The following is a 24,967-nucleotide window of genomic DNA, read 5'->3' on the forward strand; positions in this document are numbered from 1 at the left end:
TTATCCTGTACTATCGTCGTAAAACTGGTGCTGTGGGAAACTCCATCATTATCCAAATAACTAAGCGTAGTGCCATCGTAGTTCACATTTCCACCTACTTGGGTCGTTTCTAATACTTCAACCAGTCTATTCACTACTGAGGCATCATTAAGGATCGTCTCAAAACTCTCGATCACATCTTCAGAAACATTGATGGTCGTGAGAGTTCCATCCTCTGAGGTATAAGTGTAAATAGCATTTTCACCTTTTGTAAGTGTGGTAATTGACTCAGACAATAGGTCGGAAATACTAATAGAAATTAATTCTCCATTTTCATCCGTATAAAAAAAGGAAGCCGTTTCAGCATCATAGGTCACGATATTACCCGAACCCTCTTCGCTACCTTTCCATGCCAGTTCTCTCCACTGGCTGCCATACCAATAATAAAACCCTGGACTTACCGTCTCATTATCAGTAAGGTTAAAAACTAATAAACTCGGGACATTACCATTAGCAATGGTCGTAATATCATTAGAGCCAGTTAGATTTACACGGGGGATTAAAACACCCTTATCCTTAGCAACCACCTCAAGTTGGGCTGACTCATTTGGCTTGATAGTTCCGATCCCTACCTGAGCCTTGGCATAGCTCACCAAAAAAAGGCATGTAATTACTAGAAATAACTTTTTCATTTTTCTTAGCATTTTAGATAATCTTCTTTTGTATCTATTGAATAATTTATTCCCTCTAAGGCGCATAATTCTGGCAGAACTACCGGTCCTGCTGCGGCAGACCGATGCATATAGAAGGCGTATGGGCTGCGGTGATCTGCATTCATAGCGATAAAAGGACGTTGTCCCCTGTACTCATGTGAAAAAGAAATAGTGAGTAAAGCAAATGGATTATAATTTATCATGACTACTAACAGCTGATTCCCGAAAACTAGCATTAGCACAAAAGCTTGCATCAAAGGGAATAATAAGGGCTTAATACTAATAGTGGAAAAGATAAAATCCTTACTATTACCATTAACAAGTCTTTCGAGGAGATTGAAAAAAGCATTCATGGAATATCCATTCCTTGATCCCCCATGACTACTTGATGTGTATCTTATTACCACGTTCATCGATTAAATAATTGACTTATTATGCTCCTTTAAAAACTTCACTATAACCCTATATGAAATCTGGTTAATAATACTAGGGCGGTTGCACTTTTACTGAGATTACTCTGAGATTAGTACCTGAATCAAGTAGTCTTTAAGCTACTTTTCACAAAGAATGAGATATTTCAGGTACTTTTCTAAAAATCGCCTACGCAGATATACGCAAAACCAAAATAAATTTCGATTTTGATACATTTAACACTTTATTATATTTAAAATGCACAATTTTCTTATATGTCATTTCAAATATGGTAATATGCAAAAAGGAGTACTGTAAATGTTGTTTACACTGCAATTAGCTGGTTTAGCTCAAAAAATTAGCTTTCTGACCGAATAATGTCATCTGTCAAGACAAATCAATTCCAATCGTAAAATTAAAATGATCAATATGCTTTTCGTAACAGAAGTTGTGGTTTAGTACAATTGATCTAAATAATAAGTTGATTCTTTGATAATATAAATGTTTGGAATAAAGCTTAGGTCTAGCCAAGCAACTTAGCCTGAATGCACCACCTAAGGATTAAGCCTGGAAATTAAAATTGGTAAAATATGCTAGGCCACTTTCAAAAATCATCCTTTTAGGCCCCGCAACCATACTTCTTATGAAGATAGGGTTATAAAAGTTGAAATAAAAAATAATCCTTGTATTTATATATCGCTGAAATATTGAAGGTAACCTATTGAAACTCTAACAAACATTGCATAATACAGAAACTATATAGTTTTATACATACAATAGGCTTGTAGAAATGAGCTTTTAAATTCAATTGCTTTTGATAATTAAATAGACGTATGCAAGGCAACTAGGTCCAATGATCCCGTCCTGCCTCACTAATGGCGATACCTAATAAGCTCGTGGGATATTCCCGAATCTCAAGTCTCCACCCTATTCCATTCAGCCGATCCTATTTTCTTCAGGTGGGCAATACTAAAATTTGGACTCGCTATTCGGCCCCAAGGAAGGAAACAGCAGGTAGGCGCATAGGCAGTAGTTATTCCTAATGTACGAGGTATTCATTGCCACTATTGGATCAGGCAATAATTCAAAAGTGGGAAGGCTAAAAAGCAAAAAAGCCCCTCAAAAGAGGGGCTTTTCGGTATTGTAAGTTAGTGCTCCTTACTTTACTTTTTCAACTACAGCTTTAAATGCCTCTGGGTGATTCATTGCCAAATCAGCCAAAACCTTACGGTTAAGATCGATTTCAGCTTTTTTAAGCATACCCATAAGTTGAGAATAGGAAATACCGTGCTCTCTAGCACCGGCATTAATACGTTGGATCCAAAGCTTTCTGAACTCTCTCTTCTTAGCTTTTCTATCACGGTATGCGTATTGTAAACCTTTCTCGTATTTGTTTTTGGCTACGGTCCATACGTTACTTCCTCTTCCGAAGTAACCTCTTGTTGCCTTAAGGACTTTCTTTCTTCTTGCTCTTGACGCTACTGCGTTTACTGATCTAGGCATAATAAATGATTTTTTGACTCTTGGTGTCGGTTAAGAACTTTAAGACCAAGCATCTGGTGAATAAATAACCTTAAATTGAATTAATTAAGAAAATCAAATTCTCAACATGTCTTTAACGCGGCCCATGTCTGACTCATGAACTTCTCCCATTTTAGTAAGATTTCTCTTTCTTTTGGTTTCTTTCTTGGTCAGGATGTGGCTTTTGTAAGCATGTTTCCTTCTGATTTTTCCCGATCCAGTTAATTTGAATCGTTTTTTTGCACTTGATTTAGTTTTTACTTTAGGCATAACACTGTATTATTAGTTGAAATTATTTCTTGGATGTTTTTGGCGCTACAAACATATTCATACGCTTGCCCTCCATTTTTGGAAGCTGCTCCACATGCCCATATTCTTCTAGGGCCTGCGCAAATTTCAATAACAACATTTCCCCCCGCTCCTTAAAGACAATGGAACGACCTACGAAGTGAACGTAAGCCTTTACCTTGGCACCATCTTTAAGAAAGTTGATTGCATGCTTTAGCTTAAACTGGAAATCGTGATCGTCTGTATTTGGACCAAAACGGATTTCTTTCAAAACAGTCTTAGCAGCATTGGCTTTGATTTCCTTCTGCTTTTTCTTCTGTTCGTATTTAAACTTAGCATAATCAATCACCTTACAAACAGGTGGACTAGCATTTGGAGAAATTTCTACGAGATCAAGTTCATGCTTCTTAGCAATTTTTATGGCTTCCTCTGTAGGAAGGACGACGTTGCCCCCATCTACAAAATCCCCCACTACCCTCACCTCGCGGGCACGAATTTTAGAGTTTACTTTGTACGGTTCTTCCTGTCTCGGTTTAAATGGTCTTCTTCCTCTCAAAATATTTATTGTTGATTAAATTGAATTTGACTGCAAATATCGGTATTTTTTTTAATTATTAAAATACCAAAACTTTTTTAGCTTTTATTTTTATTTACTAAGGGATTCCGAAATAATGTTTTTGAAGTATTTTACGAACTCCTCAGGAGTAAAACTACCCAAGTCTCCTTCGCCGTGCTTACGCACCGAAACCTTACCTTCTTCTTGCTCTTTTTCACCCACAATGAGCATAAATGGGACTTTTTTCACTTCTGCATCCCTGATTTTTCGACCGATTTTTTCGTCGCGATTGTCAATAGATCCAGATATTTCATGCTCATCAAGCAATTGCTGTACCTCATTCGCATACTCGATAAACTTTTCTGAAATTGGCAAAATATTTATTTGCTCAGGCGCCAACCATAAAGGGAAATTGCCCGCACAATGCTCAATCAATACCGCAACAAATCGTTCCAAAGATCCGAATGGTGCACGATGTATCATCACTGGACGGTGCTTTTGGTTGTCCGCTCCCACATATTCCAGCTGGAACCTTTCAGGTAACTGATAATCAACCTGGATAGTTCCAAGCTGCCAGTTTCTGCCCAAAGCATCCTTCACCATGAAGTCCAACTTAGGGCCATAAAATGCCGCTTCACCCAGTTCAGTTACCGTAATCAAGCCCTTCTCTCCAGCAGCCTCGACAATTGCCGCCTCTGCCTTATTCCAAGCTTCATCCTCTCCTATATACTTTTCCTTCTTCTCCGGATCCCTAAGTGATATCTGAGCAGTATAATCATCAAAACCCAAGGCCTTAAACACATACAGTACCAAATCTATCACCTTGATAAACTCTTCCTTCACCTGGTCCGGGCGACAGAAAATATGAGCATCATCCTGAGTAAAGCCTCTTACCCTGGTGAGTCCATGCAATTCCCCACTTTGCTCATAGCGATATACCGTACCAAATTCCGCATAGCGGATCGGAAGATCCTTATACGACCTTGGCTTGTATTTATAAATCTCGCAGTGATGAGGACAGTTCATCGGCTTTAGCAGGAATTCCTCACCCTCATGAGGCGTGGCGATAGGCTGGAAAGAATCCTTGCCGTATTTTTCATAATGACCAGAGGTCTCATATAATGCCTTATGGCCAATATGAGGCGTAGCCACCTGCTGATATCCACTCTTATCTTGTGCTTTCTTTAGGAAATTCACTAATCGCTCCCGAAGTAATGTGCCTTTTGGCAACCATAAAGGTAAACCCATCCCCACTTTTTCGGAGAATGTGAATAGCTCTAGCTCACGACCTAGCTTACGATGGTCACGCTTTTTTGCCTCTTCCACCATCTCAAGATATTCCTTAAGCTCTTTAGCCTTCGGAAAACTCACACCATAGATACGGGTAAGCATCTTGTTTTTTTCATCCCCTCTCCAATAGGCTCCGGCAATATTGACAAGCTTTACTGCTTTGACAAAACCAGTATTGGGAATATGTGGACCTCTACATAAATCCACAAAATCACCCTGCTCATAGAAGGTGATCGTTCCATCTTCTAAGCGATCGAGCAAGTCTAATTTATATTCATCTCCCTTTTCAGTGAAATAAGAAATAGCATCTGCCTTGCTAATGTCCTTACGGATATACTCATTTTTTTGCTTGGCCAGCTCACTCATCTTTTTCTCAATGGCCTCTAATTCGCTGCCATCAATCTGCCTATCACCAAAATCAACGTCATAATAAAATCCCGTATCAATGGATGGACCTATGCCAAACTTCACCCCTGGATATAAAGCCTCCAAGGCCTCTGCCAATAAGTGAGCAGAAGAATGCCAAAAAGTGGATTTTCCTTCCTTATCATTCCATGTCAAAAGCTGCACCTGAGAATCATTCTCTATCGGTCGTACAGCATCCCACACTTCTCCATTTACTTTTGCTGCAAGTACGTTCCTTGCGAGACCCTCGCTAATACTAAGCGCGATTTGCAAGCTGGAAGTTCCTTTTTCATACTGTCTCACTGATCCATCCGGCAGTGTAATATTTACTAATTGGTCAGACATTTGTATTTTAAAATATTATGAAACAAAACACCCTTACAAACAGGTGTATTCAGTCTGCAAATATGCAAATTCGCCTACGGATTGAAAAGCTTTGTCTATAAAGTTTTGTTCCTTTCTATAATAGATTTACCTCAGCATTCTCCCCTTTTGCTCTATGTTCCTGCCTTATTCTCCCCTTTCAATTTCAGAGAACCTGCTTAACTTATAGAATTTCAATCACTTATACCCCACATCATATCTAGACCTGCTAAAATGCGCACATTCCCCCGTCAATCTGATAGTGTCAACTATCCTAAATACCCATTCCAGAAAGCCCTAGCCTTTAGGATTCGTCACTAGCCCCTTCCCTCTTCATAGCATTAATCTTAGGCCCATAAGCTCCTCATCCTGGGATATTATGGGACAATTTGATTTATGCCCTTTTGGCAATTACCTATTTTACCTTCCCTCCAATCCTCTATATTATACATCAAAGACAATCATAAAGGCAAAATCATAAAATGAGCTCTCCCTTTATTCCCTATGTGGTGATTTTGAGCTTAATGTACCTTACATTTCTCCTCTCCATATGAGTAGTAAATCCAATTGCCTGATACAAAAACTTTAGAATATTCACGAATAAAAATATTGTTTCTCCAACCGCTCTTTTGCCCCAATTTTATTTACTATTCAGAAATACAGTAAAACATAATTCGTATTAATAGTATAATTCATTTCAACCAAATAACAACAAATGGTATTAATTTTTCATTTATTATAATTTTTGGTATGGGCTTTGCAAGGGGTAGTATGAAACTAACCACTAATAACCATGGCAAGTAGTCGGAGACCACAAGTCAAAAATGACGATCAATACGAGGCCCTTAGAGACAAGGGGATGAGTAAAGAAAAAGCAGCCAGAATCGCCAATACTCCTGATGCAGGAAAAAAAGGCGGGAAGGCAAAGTCCTATGAAGAATGGACTAAGGAGGAGCTGTATGATCAGGCTCAGAATGTTGGTATTGAAGGTAGGTCTAAGATGAGTAAAGATGAACTTATCAAGGCGCTACGCAAGCACTAATTAAGAGAGAATTATAAAAATTATTATTAACCAAAATACAACTACCATGTCTAACAATCTGAAATTAAAAGGAAATTGGAACGAACTCAAAGGAAAGCTAAAAGAGAAATACGGTGAGCTGACCGATGATGATCTTATGTATGCAGAAGGCCAGGAAGATCAACTTCTAGGTAAATTGCAGAAAAAAACTGGCCAATCTATCGATACGCTGAAAGGCTATATCTTTGAAGAGCCAGACAATAAGCACGTATAATATACGATTTGCTAACTATAGGGAGAGCTAAAATGAATCCCCCTTTCGATATTCGGAAGGGGGATTTTTACTTTTTATTTTTGGTAGCTGGAGTTCAAAGGAACTTGCACATTGAAGGTTACTGGCTTCTTTTCTGGATTTGGATTATCCACTGCACAAGCTGCATAAAGCACTATCGGTAAACCATCCTCATCAAATAACAGCTGAGGACGCTCCAATCGATTTACAGCCACTTTCTCGCCTGATTTCAGCGTCAGTTCCAATGGCATAAATAGGGCATTCTCACCTTTTTCCCAATGTTCTCCATCCTTGGAATGCATAATGGCCAAACCCTTGCCCTGCCCCGTGATTCTCCCTGAGAAGTCCTTGAATACAGCATAGAAAAGTTTGCTATCCTCATGGTACCATACATAAGGATCCTCGGCAGACACCAACTTGCCTTCATCATCTTTCACATCAAACACAAAATAATCCTCTGGAATAAAAGGTCCCGCAGGGCTATCACTTTTTGCTATGCCATGCACCCCTCTCCAATGAGGCATATAAATATTTCCCTTAAATATCAATAAGTATTTCTTATGAATGGGATCATAAACCATCGCAGGGTTCACCACGATGAGATTATCAGGCTTTGTTTTTGTTCCTTCAGGGCTAGGATTAAAGACGTCGTTTGGCTTCACACGAGTTCTGGGACTCAATAAGGGCGTTTCTGACCGGATGATCTCGCCTCTCTCCAGACTATCCAAGGAGTAAAATACGGATACCCCTAGCGTCTGGCTTTGCTGAATAAGGTTTCGCTTAGACAAGTTGGCTCCCGGACTTCCTGCGGGCTGCGGACCAGGATAATTGGTACCAGTATGGTATAAATAATACTTATTGTCAAACCTCATGATATGAGGGTTATGAACCGACTGAGCATCCCATCTGGTTTGATTTCCGGAAGAGTCTTTGGTTAAAATCACCTTGTCAAACTCAAAATCTCTGTCTGGATATTCCGATACCGCATGGGCTATCTCGGAGGATAAAAGCCATCCATCGCCAAATTTATCATGATCAGGCCCTGCTGGCCAGCGAGAATAGAACATATGATATTTGCCATCCTCCCCTTTCAATACGGAACCTCCCCAGACAAAATAATTATCATTATGTAAAACAGAAGGACCGCGTAGAACTCTAAAGTTATCCACTAGAGCGATTTCGGCATCAATGGCCCCTGGTTTTATCACCAGTTGTCCAAAGCTGGAAAAGCTAAGCCCAAAAAGCAGTGAGAATACTAAACTGCCAAATACGACCTGTTGAAAAGATGATTTGTTCATAGGAATTGAAATACTTATTAGGAGTTAAATTGTGATTTTATTAAAATTGGTATCTAAATACTTTTTGACTTTTGTACGGGAATATAGATAAGGAGTTATTTCAGATCTGGGAATCCCTAAGAGCAGGTCTCCACTAAATAACCTGAGCCCCCCCATATTTTCACCTTATCCCCCTCCGCTAAAGCCTATTAGGAAAGACAAACCTTTGACCTATGGACCTGATATTATTTTAGCTTCATCGGCTTCTTATCCAGCTTCATCTTTTTGATCCATATATTTCTGTAATATACCTCATGGCCTTCTCCTTGGAGTTTAAGCCCACCGGGGACATCCGTGATCCCTTTTCCCCCATCATTACCTCCGTCAATCCCGGAATTTGGTCCTCCCCAGACTTGCTGGATGGGTTCATCATCGTGGACTTTGATCCCATTAAAATACATCGTGATGCGAGCCTTGTCCTTTAACTTTCCTGCTGCATCAAATCTGGCTGCCTTGAAGAGTATATCATAAGAATTCCATTTGCCCAGCCCATTATACGCAGAATAAGGAGCGGTCTTTTCGTTGATGATAGCGGCCATACCATGGCTGGTGCTATCGCCATCCAGCACCTGGATTTCATAGCGGTTTTGAAGATAAACACCACTATTGCCGCCTGGATTCCGAATAAGGAACTCTATATGAAGACGGAAATCCTTGTACTTTTCCTTGGTGACAATATCCGCAGCACCATAAAGACCATTTGCAGCAGCGGGGTCATTTGAACTAACCACCTGCCCATCATCCACAGGATCCTTTACCATTGGCCACTTTAAGGGCCCCTCCGCTGCTAAGCGCGGCCCTTTCCAATACTCCCACTGATCTAAAAGCATCTCTTCTGATCCATCAAATAATACCGTGGCGCCCTTTTCTGGAGAGGCTCCCACCCCGATATGCTGGGCCAGGCATGAACTCGAATAAAAGCACAATGCTACTAATACGGTGAGCAATAAAGGTTTACAACATTTCATAGGTTTTTGGACTTAAGGATAGTGATAGGTTTAATCGTTATTTGGAATACCCAATATAGACAATGCAAAGCGATTATCCGTCTATTAAAAGATTTGCTATGGACCGCATCATGCTTTCAAAACACTAAGTCATTTGGCTTATTTATGATTTTCAAAGCTAGGAATCTTAAAAAGACTTTTATAAAAATTTCGCAAAATTATTCATTAATGACTGTAATTTTCTTGGAAGGACTAAGGGAAGTATTTGCTCACGTGCCGCCAAACGGCCCGATAAAAAATGATTATAGGGTCTTCCTTTCGCCTTTCACAATGCTTCGTCCAGGCGCTTGTGGTTATAATCCTCCTATCGTAAAATCATCTATCAGATCGAAGTCAATCTCCGCCTCAAAAGCACGATGCCAGGGCAGACTCAAGTCTAAACTATCAATATGATACCTTTTGTCATGGTCTTCTCCTAATAGTCTATTGAGTAGCTCTTGGTAAGGCCTTAGGTCTTCTATCCCTATTGAAACTGCCTTTTTCTCTGTCATGGAATCCAATATGCTTGCATTGCGGTGGTCCGGCCCCAAGGCCGTAGAATAGGATTTCCTCACCAGGTGATTATATACATAGTCGTTGAGGTAGCGGTGAATCAGGAACCAGTCCTGGTAATATTCCATTTCCGCAAAACCCTTTTCCCGGGCTATACGATTCAAAACCCCCTGCGGCAAGGCCGTCCCCAGAGTATTACCAGCGGTATTCCAGGAAGCATAGCCCTCCAATTCCAACAAAAGCCTCTTTTCAACTAATGCTTCGGAAAGCAATTCTCCGCCTCCCTGAGTATCTCCCACGGGATCTATATCGGCCAAAATTATATGTTGGCCCTTTTTAATGCCTTTGGCAATCGCCTTAATAAAATACTCTGTTTCCTGCTCATCGGCACGGGAAGTATAGATATAGAAATGCAGGTCAGCCTGAGTACTTCCATCCTGCCGGACACTACCGGTGCTTTTAATAAATTCATTCACGGTCCTCTTTAGACTTTGATCCTCAAAGGGCATGACCTGTTCACTCATTTGCTCTGAGGAATAGTGCACCTGAATGCCTGGGGTAGTATTATTTATTTTATTCGCTAGCCTTGCTAGCAAGAGCATGGCCACTTCATCCGTACCAGCCTGCTGGACCACCTGATCTTTCAGGTCCCACATCTTAGTCAATTTATTGAGCTGAGTTTGTTCCCTTTTATGAATGCCCTGCGGCTTGGCATCGTCCTGTGAAAGAATCAAATAGTTTATCTTTCCCTCTCTCACCAAATCCAGCATGCGCATATTCACGAGATGGTTTCTCTTTCTCGCATTTATATAATCTTCCAACTGAGGTTTGGGGATTAGATTTAGCAATATTTCCTCTCGCATCTTCGCGGAGTCAGAGTTATTACCTTGCAGACTCGCCCATTCTGCGAGGTTTTCCCGATAGGCCTCATTGCTGCCATCGGCGGTGGGCGCCAGCCGCATGATTACACTTTGGGCATAAAGTGGTAATTCAGGATATTCCTTATGCAAAAAATCGATTAGTGAAAGGTTAGAAAGCGCCTCAGACAAGCTTTTATCAGGTTTTCGCGAGGCCACCAGGCCTCCATAAGCCAGCATATCCCCGACCACTATCAGCCCATGAAATTCACTTAGATCCTGCTCAAGAACCCACTGAGCAATACGCTCTGGTTGCCCGGCATCCTGGAGGTTTCCTAATAGAGAATCCGGAGGACTCAGTACGTTGAGACCTGCAATGGAGGCCATATGAACTGGGAATTGGAGGCAGGGAGGCCTGTTGTCCAAGGGGATTAGAAGAATGTTTTTTACTTCCTGCGCCTGAGCAAAGAAACCTGTTGTGGTTCCTAAAAGCATAATTAATCCTACTAGCCGCTTCACCCGAGTCCAGACCATTCTAAATTGAATTTTAAACTATCTTCTTTCCTAAAAAATTACTTTATAATTAACTTTTAACACCACCATTATTGGAAGACTGTTTAGGCAATGAATTCCTGATGTAAGAATAAGGTTAAGACGCTGTTTATCCAAGTTTTAAGGCAAGATTTGTATAAACATCCGCAATTTATCTTTATTGTACCGGTCAGGTGCTGAATGTAGTATGCAAATAAAGCAGGATTCCTACTGATAGTCAGGGCCTTTGACAAAAAATGAAATCCCTGCTTGCCTTCTCTCGACCCTATAATGATCAGTGCTACTAAAAATAATAGGCAAAACCGCCTTCCCTATCCGCTATGAAGTAAGCCCCATCGCTTAGGAATTTCACCCTATATACATCCAAGTTGGTTTCCTCCAATTTGTTTTTGAGACGATCTGGCACGTTTCCATAGAAGCGATATCCTTCCGAATAGCATAATACTATGCCATCATCAGTTAGGTGAGCCGCCCATAAAGCCCCAAATTTATCCAACCCTTCCTGAATCCATGAATAAATCCCGGTAGAGGAAGCAGAGATATTTTCCTGGGAAATAATAATCCAGTCCCCCAAATCATTAAAGGTAATCGAGGTGATAACCTCATCATTATCATTCATTATACGAATCTTATCCTCCAATCCCGAGGGGATATCATACCATCTCACACCATTATCCCCATATAAGATCAACCAACTCCCCTCCTCGGTAAGCTGCACATCATCGATCAACCTATCGTCCCCATTGAGTTCGTTCAACGCATCGGACATTCCTGTGGGCACAGAGCTGGCGGCCCAGCCATTCTTGCCATATAAGGCCACATCCCCACCCGTCAAGGTCAGGGCTACGTTTTTGCATTCACCCCATCGTTCTATTTGGCTTTTGATATGATCCCTACCCTGAGCAAAAAGTGTGGGGCAAAATGAAAGGGAAATGAGGAGTAATGAAAGAAGCTTATATTTCATGTTGATAAGTTTTTTATGATTATCAATCGCTGAAAAAAAGGCAATATTGCTGCTATTTTTCTAACCTATATTCAAGATAGCGTTTTCTATCTATTTAAGGTAAAAAAACCAAATAAAACTCTGATTATTAAACAGTTAAATCATTATAATTTTCACTAAAAATTTATAGGCAACTATAAAAACATCCCTCAAATCAGGTTTTTCATATCATAAATTTTACCGTTAGCCTCATAATCTGCTCTACCACGCAACCTAAGAAAAATGCTTAAAAATCTCTTTCGAAGAAAGTAAAAAAAATAATACCACTTAGGAATAGGTCTTACCTCCATTTAGTTATGCCTTTTGACTTGGGGTTAAATGGCAGTGGCTTATCCTTCAGGAAGTCCGCTTAATTTGAATAAAAGTTCCTATTTTCTACATTACTTTGGTAGAAAGGAATTTTTGGACTTCATACACATCAATGCTTTTGTTAAACCTCTTGCTCACAGAGGGAATGCTCTCACTGGATATCCAAATCTTAAGCTCAGCATCTAAGTCAAAGGATCCTGCTGTCTCCAGTGAAAATCTGGAAATACTCTTATAAGGAATCGACTTATACTCTACCTTACTCCCCGTAATCCCCTGAACATCCACCAAAATGAGCCGCTTATTGGTGAACATAAACGTATCCCTTATTAATTTAAACCCTAGTTCTATCTCCTCATTGTCCATGAGTAATCTGCCATACTTTTGTGTAAGCATTTCTACCGATACCTCACTGGCATTTCCCAGTATTTTATTGAATAATCCCATTTTAATTGGTTTAAGATTAATAAATAATAAATAATAATAATATGGCAATTCAGACCGAAACAGATAGATTTTAGATAGATAGACCTGACTTTCTCATAAAATTAATCCATTGATCACTTAGATACGCATTTTCCTATCCGTCCCCTAGAGGCTATACCATTTGAATGCCTAAACTGGTTTTAAGGATCAGATTTACATAACAAAAATAAAGCCTCAATAGCTACTTCTTATGCTGCCAACAATAATTGCTTGTCGAATCTGATTTTCGAGAGCATCTGGTACCTTTTTGGGTAAATGCCCGGCATTGGCCATTGTTGGTCTGCGGTACAACTGGCTTGTTGATCCCATTTATTGAGGGTTTGGAAGTACTTGCAGGACTTTTTGCCGCTGTAGCAGTAGGTTTATTTTGACTTTTTACCAAGGGAGTGATCGTGGATGACTGGCTCATTGTTGAGGAGGGTTTACACACCAGACATGCCGTTAAGCCTCTTTTTTTGGCTTCCGCCAGATCTGAAGCCCAGGCCGTTTTAGAGTAGCGACAACTTTCTTTATGGTACTTAGCTCCCGTACGAGTGATATAAACTGTCTGAGCTGATAACTGGACAGCGAATAGAAATATCCCCAGAAACAGCAAGAATTGAGTAATTCTTCTCCTTAATATAGGCTGCGATATGGAAGTGAATGCTGTTTGCATCGACAAAAATTAGACTATTGATTTCCCAAAACTATTTCCTTAAGCAAGATGCTCCTAATTACCCTTTCTAAAAATACCATGATTAGGGTATTTTCACTTAGATAAAGAAGGATTAAGATGAATATGAGGGATTACGGCCCTAATAATTGGTAGATTTTACAGGTGGGAATTCTATAAGTCTTCCATTCCAAGGTGTAAGGCTCGCTTTGCAAAATCCTTCCAACTTTAAGCTTGGAATCGGGAAAGCTTCAAAGGGTAAAGGGCTTTCTTTTTTAAATTTCTCAGTAATAGTGGAATAAAACGCCCAATATATTTTCCCAACTAACCCTATTTATAACCCTATAATCAAAGCAATGAGAGTTACGATTCAACGCAAAAATATAAGCTTCGTGCCTGACTCCAGTCGGGTGGTGGCCCGATTTTTTATGAATGGAGATGTTCGTACCAGAAACCTACTTAGCAGGATTTTTCTTATGAATGAAGCCCAGGTAAGCCAAGCCCTGGAGCAGACCCTTAGGGAATTTGCCAGTCGGCATAGAAATATCTCCCGATTATTCTATAAGCATTGTAATAATATCCGTGGGATAATCGAAGGCATGGACATCAAATTTGACAGCCTTTCGGATGAGCAAAAGATGCTTATCGGCTCCTATTGCACCATGGAGTATTCCTTGGAGTCGGCCGCTTTTTTTAACCCTTCCATGATTGAGGACTTTGACCAGACCTACCTTGCAAAGGGCGAAAAAAGAGTGATTATCTCTTTTAGAGCTACCGGTGAAGGGCATATTTCCTCTTTGGTATTCCGAAGAGCGATCCTGGACGCTGAAAATAACCTGCACCTGACGAAAATCGGCGAATATGTGGATAACGCCGAAATTACCCATAAGCAACTTTATAATAAGCAGCGCTTCATCAAAAGGCTGCAAGGCATGCAAATAAGTGAGCAATACACCAAAAGCATCATGGATAAACTTCCTGATCGCTTCGAGTATTATGTCCTTAAAAAAGCCATTTCAGATTTTCTAAACAGTCAGGAAATATCCATTTCACAAAAACATGCTCTCGAGGAAATGACCTGGCTAGTGGATTCCTTTTATGATATCCAATTTCACAAAGACTCCGACCTTACCGAAAGGGTGATTTTCCCACTTTCTGAATCCGAGTCCAATGGCATAGAGGATGCACGATTTGTGCGCTTTGCCGAGGACGATCAGAGCACCAAGATATACGCAACTTATACGGCCTATAATGGCCATACGATCCTGCCTAAATTAATTTCCACCGAGGATTTCTATACTTTCCGCATCATGCCGCTTCATGGAAATGGTGCGCAGGGAAAAAACTTAGCTTTATTTCCCCAAAAAATCAAAGGGAAATATGCCATGCTCTCACGAATCGATGGTGTCAACAACTACCTGATGTATTCCGACCGGGTCACCTTATGGAACAATCCTCAGCGCATCCAAGAGCCTAAATACACTTGGGAATTTACCCAAATCGGCAATTGTGGCTCTCCCCTATGGACCAAAAAAGGATGGCTCATCATCACCCATGGTGTAGGCCCTATGCGCCGATACAGCATCGGCGCCTCATTATTTGACTTGGATGATCCTTCTCTTGAAATAGGAAGACTTCAGGAGCCACTGCTTATTCCCCTGGAGAAGGAGCGTAATGGCTATGTGCCCAATGTCGTGTATTCCTGCGGCTCATTGATCCATAATGATAGCCTGATCCTTCCCTACGCCGTGTCGGATTATTCTTCCACCTATGCGGTGATAGATCTGGAGGAGCTTTTCACAGCCCTATTGAGCTAAATTTTGTGCTTTTGCGATGGTTTTCCTGTATGCGTCTTCATAGGAGGAAATCATACGGGCCCTGCTAAAATTATTTTCGGCATGGGCCCTGCAATTTGCTGGATAGATCTCATCTAGCTTGTCCACCGCCAGCACAGCCTCCGCTATGGTATCCACCAGGAAGCCTGACCTGCCCTCCATTATCAGTTCGGGCATACTGCCTCTGGCAAAGGCAATAACCGGCGTGCCGCACATCATCGCTTCCAACACACTCAAGCCAAAAGGCTCCTCAAACGAGATAGGATGCAACAATGCCTTAGCCCCACCCAATAATTGGTCCCGCTCCTTTTTCCCCAAATTCCCTAGATAGTTGATAGTACTGTCATTTAACTTAGGTTCAATCTGCGATTTAAAGTAGGATTGATCCTGGATCAGCCCCGCTATTTTTAGAGGTAGATTGGATTGCTCGGCAATGGTAATTGCTTTATCAAGGCCTTTGTCCGGGTGGATTCGACCGAAATACACCAAATAATCCTCCTTATCCGCACGAAAAGTAAATAACTCCGGATCTATACCATGATAGATCGTATCCATATAGGTCAATTCCCTGCTTCTATCCGAATTAGATATAGAAATATAGGCCACCGAATCATTATACTTCTTATAAACCGGGAGAATTTTGGCGGAGGAAAAACCATGAATGGTCGTGATCATCGGCGTCTTGATAAGCCTGGAATACGTCAGAGGAAGGAAGTCAAAATGATTATGAATAATATCAAAATCTTCCGCCTGCTCCATCAAATGGCTGATATGGAGGCATTCCAGCACCTTAGGATCACTGGATGGATCCATCTCATAGGGGAGGCTACATACCGACTCTAGTTTGGCCCTGGTAATGGAATTTCCGCTGGCAAACAGCCGAACCTCATGCCCTTTATTGACCATTCCTTCCGTAATGGTGGAAGCGACCTGCTCCCAAGGCCCATAGCTGATAGGCGGAGTCCGCCAAGCTATGGGTGCTAATACCGCTATTCTCATATTTTCTGTAGGCTAATGCCCTTCTTAGAGACATTATTTACATCTGCCTGATAAAATTCCTCATAGGCTTCCAGCACCGTAAGATGCGAAATAAGGTAAGCAAGGGAACTCTCTGCTCCTTGATTCCTATTGATGCCGTAGTTTTCGAATCCATCACAGCAACCTTTGGTTTCGAAGTCATATAGGCTAAGTCTAAGGTCATTTTCACCTAAAAACCACATAAACGAATCAAAGAGTTTATTTAAATAGTCCTTATTTCCTGTAAGTAAAAAAGCCTGATGAAACATCAATACCATAGCCATGGCATCGATGGGCTGCTGGGCAAAAAACGAGCGCTCCCCATCCTTACGGTACCATTTGTCATTACCGATGACCGATAGTGTGCCATCGTTCAGGGTATGCTCCTCCAGAAATTCCATCGTGATCATGGCCACTTCCTTAATTCGGCCATCTGGTAAATGCTGCGCCGCATGCAAGAGCGATAGCGGCAGCATCCCATTATCATATGCCAGCAATGACTCAAACCACTTCCAGGTTTCAGATTGATTGAGGTCATATTGGTGGATAAGCTTATCGGTGAGCCTCTTCAATACCTCGATCATATGCTCATCAGAAGGATTTGTCTTCAAATAATAGCTAATCCCTATTATCGTATTGGCAATACTTCTGATGGATTTTAAGGTTTCGAAATACGGCACAGCATCGAAAAACACTAATTTCCCCGTTTGATAATAAGCGTCATTTGGCGCATTACCAATCAAGTAACCTAAAGCCCAGATTGTGCGTCCAAAGGAATCCTCTGAGCCCACCTCATCTAGAAAATTACGGTTGAAACTCAGGAAATTCCTGAAGCTCCCGTCTTTATTCTGCATATAATGAATATAGCTGAGGTATATAGGCATAAATTGCAGGGCGGTTTCATCTTTCTGCTGCTTATAAGACATGAGCACCATCAGAAGCGCACGGGCATTATCATCCAGACAATAGCCTTCTTTCAAGTTCGGAATACCAAACTTTGCATGCTGAATAATTCCTGTATCATCGGTCAGTCTCTTGATATGGGTAAGGGAAAATGGAGGCAATAGAAATAAGTCGATGGCCGTTTCCTTCTTGTCTTTTTTCTGCTTTGGAAATGCCAGTAGGTCATGAGAAAGATGCAGGTATTTTTTGCCTATTTTGGGCCACGTCACATTTTTGCCATATTTATAAGCATTGGCTTGGATCTCCTTGAGCGTCTCAGGATGATCGAAAAGTTGATTTAATATTTGTGATAGTTCATGTGGCTGGTTAAAGTCGAAAAGCCTGCCTCTATTGGCGGTAAGCAGCTCGGCCGCATGCCAGTAGGGAGTAGAAACCACCGCACAGCCAGCGCCCATCGCATAGGATAAGGTGCCACTGGTAATCTGCGCCTCATTCAGATAGGGAGTAATATAGATATCACAGGCACTCAGGTATTTAAATAGCTCCACTTCTCCGACAAACTCGTTGAGCATCAGCACATGCGACTGCAAGTTGAGGTTTTTTATTTGTTGCTGCAGGAAGTTTCGGTACTCTTCACCAGCATGTCGAAGTACATTGGGGTGGGTCTTTCCTAGTACGATATAGAGCACGTCGGGATGATTTTTGATCACCTCCGGGAGGGCATGGATCACCGTTTCTATTCCTTTATTTCTACCAATAAACCCAAAAGTGAGGATTAGTTTTTTCTTAGTAAGCTTAAAAGCTGCCTTTGCATCCACCCGATCAAAATAGATATCAGGAACTCCATGTTCTATCATCTCAATTTTGTCCTGGGTGACATCATATATGGTGGTTAAAAAGAGGATGGCCTTATGGCTCATTACGACCACTTTGTCAGCCATTTTGCAGATTTCTTTGAGAATAGCCTTCTCATTATACGAGGGGGATTCCAGGATGGTGTGAAGTGTGACGATAAACGGTATCTCCAACCGATGCAGTAAGGGCAGAATATACATTCCGCTATTCCCGCCATATATCCCAAACTCATGCTCTAATATGCATATATCCGAGCCGCTGAGGTTTATAAAATTGGCTGCTTCTACATAATCGGTTTGATATTCCTGGCGGATTTGATGCTTTACTTCCTTAGGATAGGCGTACTTCTGGTTGCCATCATTCATAGCAACGACCATTATTTCATTTTGCTCCACCCCAAGTTCATCTATTCCTAACATGGATTTGGTTAGGTTCTGGGTGAAGGTTCCTATCCCGCATTCGCGTGGCGGATAGCTCCCTATATAGGCTAGTTTCATTTTTTTTTGATTGTGGCTGAAGTCAGAAAATACGTTTTAGGACCCTGCCAAGCTTGAATTATCTATTTATCTTGCCTCAAATCAGTACAGAAAAGTAGCAGTTCATAAGAACATCTCTTAACCCTGTTTCCGGAAAAAATTGAATATTTGACAAGAAATAAAATTATCCTTTTTTATACTGATATATCTTATAGATCTATTGGAAAATCTTACATATACCCCACCTTTAGAGGCTGATAAATGACTCCCTACTTTAGCTATTCAGCCCTTGGAAAACCACAGATAATAAGCTAAAACTTAGGTGGGTAATTAATTTCAGCTAAGCCTATGCTACCCGCCATCAATTATTTGCTGGTATAAGTATATTCATTTTCTATAATCATCAGAATATTACGAACAGCCTCCGACTTTTGCTGGTTGAGAGATTCTGCCACCCATATAAGTTGGCCGCCATTGGGGAAGCTCTCTAGCAAAATAGAAGGTTTGCCAGGCTCAGTGGAAGCGATGTATTTGAACTGAGAGGCTTTGGTATTAGTTGAAAATGAATTATCGGCATAATTAACCAGGAAATTTATACTACTATCGCCAGTGTATATTTTGGCAGTTTCAAAATCAAGTACACCTGTCCTTTCAAATTTTTTCTGATTTTTATTTTTTATCAATGCCATAGTAATTCCCAAATCCGAGATCATTTTAACTTGCCCGGACTCTAGGTAAATGGGATCCCAGCCATGGAGAAAAGAAGACCTATTCATAAGAAATTTTATCATGAAGCCTTTAGTTCTCACGATAGCCAATTCTCTATTTAGGTATTCATTATTTACATCCAGACGACTATCCATGGTTTTAAGGGGTCGGTAGATCCCCGTAAAATCAGATGAAAAGTTGAACACCTGAGGGTAAAAGATCATGGGAGCCGCCGATAAATAATGGTGGTTTTTGGGGACATAGGTCGGGGCCTTCCTTCGGCTTTTGGTGACCTGTTTGCCTGGAGGCACTGCATAGGTACGATTGGCACCAACTCCCAGGTTGTTTCTATTTTTGGCATGGGTGATCTGCCAATGAGAAAACCTCAAAGGCACGGGAGGGCTTTGAGCCTGTGATTTATAATAGGACACCAGGTCAGAATTTGGCTGTATCATCACCATGACCACGGACACGTATTGGCCTTGCATCTGAAGCATTTCCATTTCATTTGCACGCTTGGTATAAGCCTTCAAAGCCTTATCTTTTTCTCTATTAATTATCGTCCGACCATTAATACTTATTGCCGCTTGGATGAGGAAAGTCATCCCATCTGAGGCCTTGGTGCTTGGGCCAAATACTTTGGGTGCTGAGGATAAGTTTGTTCCCACATGAGCCACCGTTTTGCCTGCGGAAGCACTGGGTTTCGCTGGCTCAGGTCCATTGATGGCTTTTGTAATAATTAGCTTTTCCGCTTTAGGAATGGGCTTAGCTTTGGAGGCATTTTGGCTAGCCTTTTCAGCTTTGCCTCTTTGCGCTAAGCCTTTTTCTGCTGTTCCCTTCCCTGTAATCTCCTTACTTGAGGCTTGGGCGGCCTTCCCCTTCTTGCCCCTCTGCTTTTTCCTAGCTTTCTTAGTCTTTTTTTTCTTTTTCTTTACCTTATTTTCTGACTGATCATCTTCACTTTTATCCTCGATTACCTTGATTTCTTCTATCTTCTTCGTGGATTTCGTGGAGCCTGCTTTCTTACTTTTGGGCTTTTCTTCCTTGGGAGTTTTACTGGACTTCTTTGCTGATTTTTCTGCCTTATCCTCCAGTCCTTTATCGCTGATCGCCTTTGATTTCTCTGATACAGGCGAGAGAAATCGCTCAATTTCTCCCCAGCCGGAAAATTTTTCTGGATTGGGAATATTGATTTTCCGTACGGCGTTTTTTATATCCTTACTCCTTATCGCCTCCATATTGTACTCGATATTGATGGAAGCTTCATAGACCTTGACAGGGCTCCTACTTATATTTCTGGTATCGAGCAGTTCGAGCTGGTAAATCACCTCGCGGAGGATCCGGGTTCCCGGGACGGTTTTGCCCTCCATTTTCACAAACAACTTATACCTGCGATCCTTCAAATCCCTCAATTCTCGAATCCTTTTTTCTATGCCTGAGTTTTGATATTCAAGGTTGATTTCCGAGGGTGCCCAATAAATTCCATATCTATTTTCTCTCCCAAATCCCGCCCCCACCATATGAGAGGCATGAAAGGCTTCTGGCCTTAGGGTAATAAGCCGTTTTAGCCGGGCTTCGAAACTTTTTCTTTTTGAGGAGGCCGTTATTTCTGTTCTAATATGCAATACCCCATCGATCGTCCGGACAGTATATTCCTGCAAAAAACCCGAGCCACTGACTTGGTATTTTACCGTATGGGGTCTATTTACTACTGGAAAGTTTTCTGGCATCTATCCATTCTTTTTGGATGCATGAGCAATTTAAAGGGCCAAACCGACTAGGATCGTTCAGCCCCTTGAAGTATTAATTGGTATCCAGTTCACCGCCGACAATATCATCGACTCTGGTGCCTCCTGCCACCACCACCTTGGTGATATCGGGATCAAAATTATTAGAGGTGTTTTTCAATAAATCTCTACGCTCATTTTTCAGTTCTTCAGCTATGCGCAGCTGATCTGCAGTCAATACATCAATATATCGATGCGCTCTTTTGAAGGGTTCTAAGGCCACTCCATCTCCTAGCACAAGGCTGATGTACAGGTTATTAGAATCTACCAGGAAACGCCTGGTTGCATTTTTCTTAAACAAATATTCCGCCCATTCCCGAGTAGAGATGCTGTATTGTAAACTCTGGTCGGGATTTCTAAGTAATTCCCCATTTTGGTCAAATAGCTGATCGTGGAGATGTGGGAGAAAGGATTGGAAATCAAGAATAATATCTTCATCAAGGCTGCTTAATGCTCCCGGGTCAAGGCTATTGGCTTCTTTCAGAAAATACCCAAATGCAGGATCCTCCAAGCCGGTGCCTTCGTCATTGGTGTATTCACTTCTGAGCATATTGAGCACCTCTTGCAGCGGCAGTTTTATGCTGCCCGTGGGTGTATCGACCTCTATCCCTACTTCCTCCTGCGAATCACCATCGGTAGGCGCTAGCTCAAAAACCACATAGTTTCCCGTGAATCCTATAGGAGTAATATCACTGATCAAGTCCTGCATGGAGGCTCGCACAGTGGTAGGCTCATATAACTGAGCTGAAGCTTGGTCCTCAACTAAAGGGCCTTCCCACTGAATGGGGACTGTTCTTCCCTCTTTTTTATACCTAAACATCCTTTGCTCCGCATCTTCTCTAGCCCATATTGCTCGACAATAATGCAGGATATTATCCCGGATATGGGTCAATAATCTACCACGCCGAAGGTCCCGGATTTTCTGTGCTTTCTGGCGCGACTGCTCTTCTTTTCGGAAAGCATCATATTGCCGCTGAGGCTCTGCATAGATATCCGGCATATTTAGGCCTCCCAGGCCATCCAGATTGGCAGGAGAATTAAAAGAGGCAAATTTTTCGTTTACCTTAGCCACCATTTTGGAATATTCATTTCCTGGCCCGGAGAAGGATACTAGAGAATCTACATCCTCGTCCTGAATAAGCTCATTTAAAGTTTTACGATACGATTCATTGATCAGCTCCTCCGCTATAATCCAATCATATCTCCGTACCCAGTCCACATTCACCTCATAGGGAGCAGGGATTTTTTCGGCTATAAAAATGCAATTCTTCACTGAAAACAGATAAGTATAGACATCATACTGATGCTGCAGCATATGGTACTGAAGAGTAAGGGCCACTTCATCATTTTTATTGCTTACCTGTGAGGTCGCTGACTCCTCATATTCTGACTCTGTCTCGGTGGTGACAGACACCTTGGACTGGCGGCGCATTTTGGAGGCCGTTTTCTTCATCTTCTCGCTTAGGGCAGCGCTGGTATCCTTGCTGCTCTGCTCCTTTGACCCACCCATTTCTCCGGAAGCACTCGCCCCAAACCCCAATCCACCGACACCATAGCTCGCACTTGCAGATAAGCTCCAATTTTCATTGCTTGCTGCTGCAGCCACCACTTCGGTGGAGTCTTTTGAGCTATCCGAATCCTCATTGGAAGTTTCTGATTCTTCCAAATCCTCCGTTTTCGTTACCGATTTTTTGCGGGTCTTTATCGTGGTGATTATTTTTTCGGATTGGCCGGGGCCAAGAGGAATCGTCTTAATGATCTCACCTGGCTGGGTGCCAATGGATTTCCACCGCTGACGATACACCAAGGAAATTCCCACATTGACCGATCCCTCCGGATAAAATTCAAATGGAAATTCTAAAGAAGATTCTAAGTCAAAATGATGTGCTTTTAAGGAAACTCCCTCTATAAAAGCCACCCAATCAAAGATAGGGCGTGCATAATGAGGCCTGTCATCATCTATAAACACCGGGGTGAAATCTATGTTTTGGAGGGTGCTCCTGATCGAATTATAGAGGAAGTTATCAAGGTAATTGGGGAATTCTCTATCCAAATCCACGATTTTACGGATGAGTCGCCGGTGAATGGTATAAAGAGGCTTGAGGATCTTAGTGAATATACCCTCCGGTGTAAATACAATTATAGTATTGATCCGATTGGAAGAGGGCAGGCCATCTTCACATCCCCGCCGTACACGAGCCTCCAGCCGCACCAGCAGATCGGCCATATATTCCAATACCGCAAAGCTGGATCCAGAAGCTTCCAGATCATTGATATACTTCAGCCCCTCCTCCGAGAGAGGGCTCAAATCCAATTTTAGTGAATCCTGTGGGTTAAGGAGGAATTCATACTTAGCAAAATCATGAAAGGTAATATCATCCAAGGTGCTTTGACTGGCGCCTTTAAATAGATCGTCCTCCCCAAGTATTTTCTGAATAATATTTGAGACATTTTCACTCATTTTCTTTTCCTTTAAAGGTGGCTAAAAACTACTTTCTGCCTTGGGCAAACTGATATAATTTCGTTGGCATGGTTTCTGAAAGCTCCAGGTTATCAGGCACTTTTGGTAATGAAACCTGAAATCTCCCTGTTTCCTTATTGATGAGGATCACTGGTTTATTTTTATCTTTTGGAGACATCTCTTTTTTCGAAATCCTCGCTATGGCCTCAAATCTTAGCGGCAAGCCACCCTCGCGGAGGATGATGGATTTTGATCGTTCATCATATATGATGGCGTCTTTCAGGTTTTCGGAGGAGGACTTGTCTTTTAGAGATACTGGAACCCGGAAGGAATGTGGCTTTGCTATACGCCCAAAAGCTTTCTCTTTTCGTTCTTTGGACTTTTGAAGGTCCTTATTATAGGCTTTGGAAAAAATCCCTGTATTGTCCGCTCCCACCACCTTCAGGCCAGTCTCCACCTTCTTAAGCTGTAGGTATAAGTCCTCCGAAGACCGCTGAGAGTCGATTATTGGCGCAAGATTTGTCCCCAAGCCAAAGTCATTGTAAAGCTCCATCGGCACACGAACCTCCGATTCCTCATACTCTGAGGGATTTACAATGAGCTGACAAGAAGCATGAATAACCTGACTGCAAGATTTTGCCCCTGCTATCTCAGGACTTTGAATTATATACCATAGGTTTAAGCTTGGATCAGCCGCCAGTCTCTTTGAATCATATTCCATCTGCGCATAGCCGTCTTCTTTGGTATATGCAGAGCCTATTCTAATGGCATTCAGCCCTTTCCAATTAGACTTCCTGAGGATCTCCCACTTGGAGGAATCTAAGTATTCCTCAGGTACCAGGCTCAGGGGTGTTCCAAACCAGGTGACCATAAGATTTGGAAGGGCTGCTGAGGTTTCATGAATACACAACTTTAGTTTTATCTTCCCCATAATTATAGGATTTAAATTAAATGAATAAAATCATTTGATTTAAAGAACATATCATCCTTTAACACAAGCAAAAACGCCTATTTTCTGTAGGATACTAACTCAAGAAAAAATCCAAAAAACACTACAAAAAAAACCTATAATCATCTAAATATTAAGCACTTCTAGTAATATAACCTTTTTTTACTGGGATTTTCCATTATCATAATATAACTTTCCCCTAACCGATCTAGGGGTCTGACATATATTTTTACTTGAGTACCTATACAGGTCGATCAGTATGATTTAGTACCCACTTATTTAATAGGGACTAAGTGAAAACTAAAATCTTATTGCTAGAATCCCCGCTTGTCACTCATTATCAATTATTTAAGTCCACAAATATTAAATCACAGAAAAATAACCCTATAAGAAATGAAGAATAAAATGCCAGGGAATTGAAGAGGCTGCGCCCTGATTTTTAATG

18 protein-coding genes and 1 pseudogene are annotated in these 24,967 nt (G+C 41.5%); 3 read left to right on the forward strand and 16 right to left on the reverse strand.

Annotated elements, in window-relative coordinates:
* The 6 genes and pseudogenes from B050_RS0120440 to thrS form a co-directional block, all read right to left on the reverse strand.
* A pseudogene (locus B050_RS0120440) lies at positions 1-671 on the reverse strand (hypothetical protein); the annotation flags it as partial.
* A gap of 5 nt (positions 672-676) precedes the next feature.
* Complete coding sequence (locus B050_RS23600) at positions 677-1,105, reverse strand: hypothetical protein (RefSeq protein WP_169336273.1); 429 nt, start codon at positions 1,103-1,105, stop codon at positions 677-679.
* A 1,156-nt stretch (positions 1,106-2,261) separates the two neighbouring features.
* Positions 2,262-2,606 (reverse strand): 50S ribosomal protein L20, encoded by a 345-nt coding sequence (gene rplT / locus B050_RS0120455; RefSeq protein ID WP_018475826.1) that lies wholly within the window; start codon positions 2,604-2,606, stop codon positions 2,262-2,264.
* A 93-nt stretch (positions 2,607-2,699) separates the two neighbouring features.
* Positions 2,700-2,894: a 50S ribosomal protein L35 gene (gene rpmI / locus B050_RS0120460; RefSeq protein ID WP_018475827.1), complete on the reverse strand. Its 195-nt coding sequence runs from the start codon at positions 2,892-2,894 to the stop codon at positions 2,700-2,702.
* A 22-nt stretch (positions 2,895-2,916) separates the two neighbouring features.
* Positions 2,917-3,468: a translation initiation factor IF-3 gene (infC, locus tag B050_RS0120465; protein WP_018475828.1), complete on the reverse strand. Its 552-nt coding sequence runs from the start codon at positions 3,466-3,468 to the stop codon at positions 2,917-2,919.
* A gap of 90 nt (positions 3,469-3,558) precedes the next feature.
* Positions 3,559-5,508: a threonine--tRNA ligase gene (gene thrS / locus B050_RS0120470; protein ID WP_018475829.1), complete on the reverse strand. Its 1,950-nt coding sequence runs from the start codon at positions 5,506-5,508 to the stop codon at positions 3,559-3,561.
* Positions 5,509-6,319: 811 nt separating this feature from the next.
* On the opposite strand from thrS, the gene B050_RS0120475 reads away from it, so the two are divergent.
* Entirely contained in the window at positions 6,320-6,568 is a 249-nt protein-coding gene (locus B050_RS0120475) for a DUF7218 family protein (RefSeq protein WP_018475830.1), read from the forward strand.
* 46 nt (positions 6,569-6,614) lie between these two features.
* Positions 6,615-6,821: a CsbD family protein gene (locus tag B050_RS0120480; RefSeq protein ID WP_018475831.1), complete on the forward strand. Its 207-nt coding sequence runs from the start codon at positions 6,615-6,617 to the stop codon at positions 6,819-6,821.
* A gap of 74 nt (positions 6,822-6,895) precedes the next feature.
* On the opposite strand, the gene B050_RS0120485 is transcribed toward B050_RS0120480, so the two are convergent.
* The 5 genes from B050_RS0120485 to B050_RS0120510 form a co-directional block, all read right to left on the reverse strand.
* Positions 6,896-8,137, reverse strand: coding sequence for a glycoside hydrolase family protein (locus B050_RS0120485; protein WP_018475832.1), 1,242 nt, complete (start codon positions 8,135-8,137; stop codon positions 6,896-6,898).
* A gap of 224 nt (positions 8,138-8,361) precedes the next feature.
* Complete coding sequence (locus tag B050_RS0120495) at positions 8,362-9,144, reverse strand: 3-keto-disaccharide hydrolase (protein WP_083923313.1); 783 nt, start codon at positions 9,142-9,144, stop codon at positions 8,362-8,364.
* A 332-nt stretch (positions 9,145-9,476) separates the two neighbouring features.
* The gene (locus tag B050_RS0120500; protein WP_018475835.1) at positions 9,477-11,066 is read right to left on the reverse strand and encodes a DUF4127 family protein; all 1,590 of its coding nucleotides are present in this window, start codon (positions 11,064-11,066) and stop codon (positions 9,477-9,479) included.
* A 301-nt stretch (positions 11,067-11,367) separates the two neighbouring features.
* Entirely contained in the window at positions 11,368-12,048 is a 681-nt protein-coding gene (locus B050_RS0120505) for a hypothetical protein (RefSeq protein ID WP_018475836.1), read from the reverse strand.
* Positions 12,049-12,462: 414 nt separating this feature from the next.
* Positions 12,463-12,840 carry a PH domain-containing protein gene (locus tag B050_RS0120510; RefSeq protein WP_018475837.1) on the reverse strand — a complete coding sequence of 126 codons (378 nt, stop codon included), beginning with the start codon at positions 12,838-12,840 and terminating at the stop codon, positions 12,463-12,465.
* Positions 12,841-13,887: 1,047 nt separating this feature from the next.
* Between B050_RS0120510 and B050_RS0120515 the strand changes: the two genes are divergently transcribed.
* The gene (locus B050_RS0120515) at positions 13,888-15,348 is read left to right on the forward strand and encodes a glycoside hydrolase family 130 protein (protein WP_018475838.1); all 1,461 of its coding nucleotides are present in this window, start codon (positions 13,888-13,890) and stop codon (positions 15,346-15,348) included.
* On the opposite strand, the gene B050_RS0120520 is transcribed toward B050_RS0120515, so the two are convergent.
* The 5 genes from B050_RS0120520 to B050_RS0120540 form a co-directional block, all read right to left on the reverse strand.
* Positions 15,337-16,365, reverse strand: a complete 1,029-nt coding sequence (locus tag B050_RS0120520) for a glycosyltransferase family 4 protein (RefSeq protein WP_018475839.1) — start codon at positions 16,363-16,365, stop codon at positions 15,337-15,339. The two genes, B050_RS0120515 and B050_RS0120520, sit on opposite strands and share 12 nt — an antisense overlap.
* Positions 16,362-18,638: a glycosyltransferase family 4 protein gene (locus B050_RS0120525; RefSeq protein WP_018475840.1), complete on the reverse strand. Its 2,277-nt coding sequence runs from the start codon at positions 18,636-18,638 to the stop codon at positions 16,362-16,364. Before B050_RS0120525 ends, B050_RS0120520 begins: the two co-directional genes overlap by 4 nt.
* Positions 18,639-18,982: 344 nt before the next feature.
* On the reverse strand, positions 18,983-21,055 hold the full coding sequence (locus tag B050_RS0120530; RefSeq protein WP_018475841.1) for a polymorphic toxin type 4 domain-containing protein: 2,073 nt from the start codon (positions 21,053-21,055) through the stop codon (positions 18,983-18,985).
* 73 nt (positions 21,056-21,128) lie between these two features.
* Positions 21,129-23,573, reverse strand: coding sequence for a hypothetical protein (locus tag B050_RS0120535; RefSeq protein ID WP_018475842.1), 2,445 nt, complete (start codon positions 23,571-23,573; stop codon positions 21,129-21,131).
* Positions 23,574-23,601: 28 nt separating this feature from the next.
* Positions 23,602-24,504, reverse strand: a complete 903-nt coding sequence (locus B050_RS0120540) for a hypothetical protein (protein WP_018475843.1) — start codon at positions 24,502-24,504, stop codon at positions 23,602-23,604.
* Between the last annotated feature and the right edge of the window lie 463 nt (positions 24,505-24,967).

It is taken from the genome of Echinicola pacifica DSM 19836 (assembly GCF_000373245.1).
Taxonomy (GTDB): domain Bacteria; phylum Bacteroidota; class Bacteroidia; order Cytophagales; family Cyclobacteriaceae; genus Echinicola; species Echinicola pacifica.

What these genes read in the sequence shown, in the direction of transcription:
- B050_RS0120500 (WP_018475835.1), bottom strand. Translation starts at nt 11,066, where the DNA reads ATGGTCTGGACTCGGGTGAAGCGGCTAGTAGGATTAATTATGCTTTTA.
- thrS (WP_018475829.1), bottom strand. Translation starts at nt 5,508, where the DNA reads ATGTCTGACCAATTAGTAAATATTACACTGCCGGATGGATCAGTGAGA.
- B050_RS0120510 (WP_018475837.1), bottom strand. Translation starts at nt 12,840, where the DNA reads ATGGGATTATTCAATAAAATACTGGGAAATGCCAGTGAGGTATCGGTA.
- B050_RS0120520 (WP_018475839.1), bottom strand. Translation starts at nt 16,365, where the DNA reads ATGAGAATAGCGGTATTAGCACCCATAGCTTGGCGGACTCCGCCTATC.
- B050_RS0120530 (WP_018475841.1), bottom strand. Translation starts at nt 21,055, where the DNA reads ATGCCAGAAAACTTTCCAGTAGTAAATAGACCCCATACGGTAAAATAC.
- rplT (WP_018475826.1), bottom strand. Translation starts at nt 2,606, where the DNA reads ATGCCTAGATCAGTAAACGCAGTAGCGTCAAGAGCAAGAAGAAAGAAA.
- rpmI (WP_018475827.1), bottom strand. Translation starts at nt 2,894, where the DNA reads ATGCCTAAAGTAAAAACTAAATCAAGTGCAAAAAAACGATTCAAATTA.
- B050_RS0120535 (WP_018475842.1), bottom strand. Translation starts at nt 23,573, where the DNA reads ATGAGTGAAAATGTCTCAAATATTATTCAGAAAATACTTGGGGAGGAC.
- B050_RS0120525 (WP_018475840.1), bottom strand. Translation starts at nt 18,638, where the DNA reads ATGAAACTAGCCTATATAGGGAGCTATCCGCCACGCGAATGCGGGATA.
- B050_RS0120475 (WP_018475830.1), top strand. Translation starts at nt 6,320, where the DNA reads ATGGCAAGTAGTCGGAGACCACAAGTCAAAAATGACGATCAATACGAG.
- B050_RS0120485 (WP_018475832.1), bottom strand. Translation starts at nt 8,137, where the DNA reads ATGAACAAATCATCTTTTCAACAGGTCGTATTTGGCAGTTTAGTATTC.
- B050_RS0120505 (WP_018475836.1), bottom strand. Translation starts at nt 12,048, where the DNA reads ATGAAATATAAGCTTCTTTCATTACTCCTCATTTCCCTTTCATTTTGC.
- B050_RS0120540 (WP_018475843.1), bottom strand. Translation starts at nt 24,504, where the DNA reads ATGGGGAAGATAAAACTAAAGTTGTGTATTCATGAAACCTCAGCAGCC.
- B050_RS0120495 (WP_083923313.1), bottom strand. Translation starts at nt 9,144, where the DNA reads ATGAAATGTTGTAAACCTTTATTGCTCACCGTATTAGTAGCATTGTGC.
- B050_RS0120515 (WP_018475838.1), top strand. Translation starts at nt 13,888, where the DNA reads ATGAGAGTTACGATTCAACGCAAAAATATAAGCTTCGTGCCTGACTCC.
- B050_RS23600 (WP_169336273.1), bottom strand. Translation starts at nt 1,105, where the DNA reads ATGAACGTGGTAATAAGATACACATCAAGTAGTCATGGGGGATCAAGG.
- B050_RS0120480 (WP_018475831.1), top strand. Translation starts at nt 6,615, where the DNA reads ATGTCTAACAATCTGAAATTAAAAGGAAATTGGAACGAACTCAAAGGA.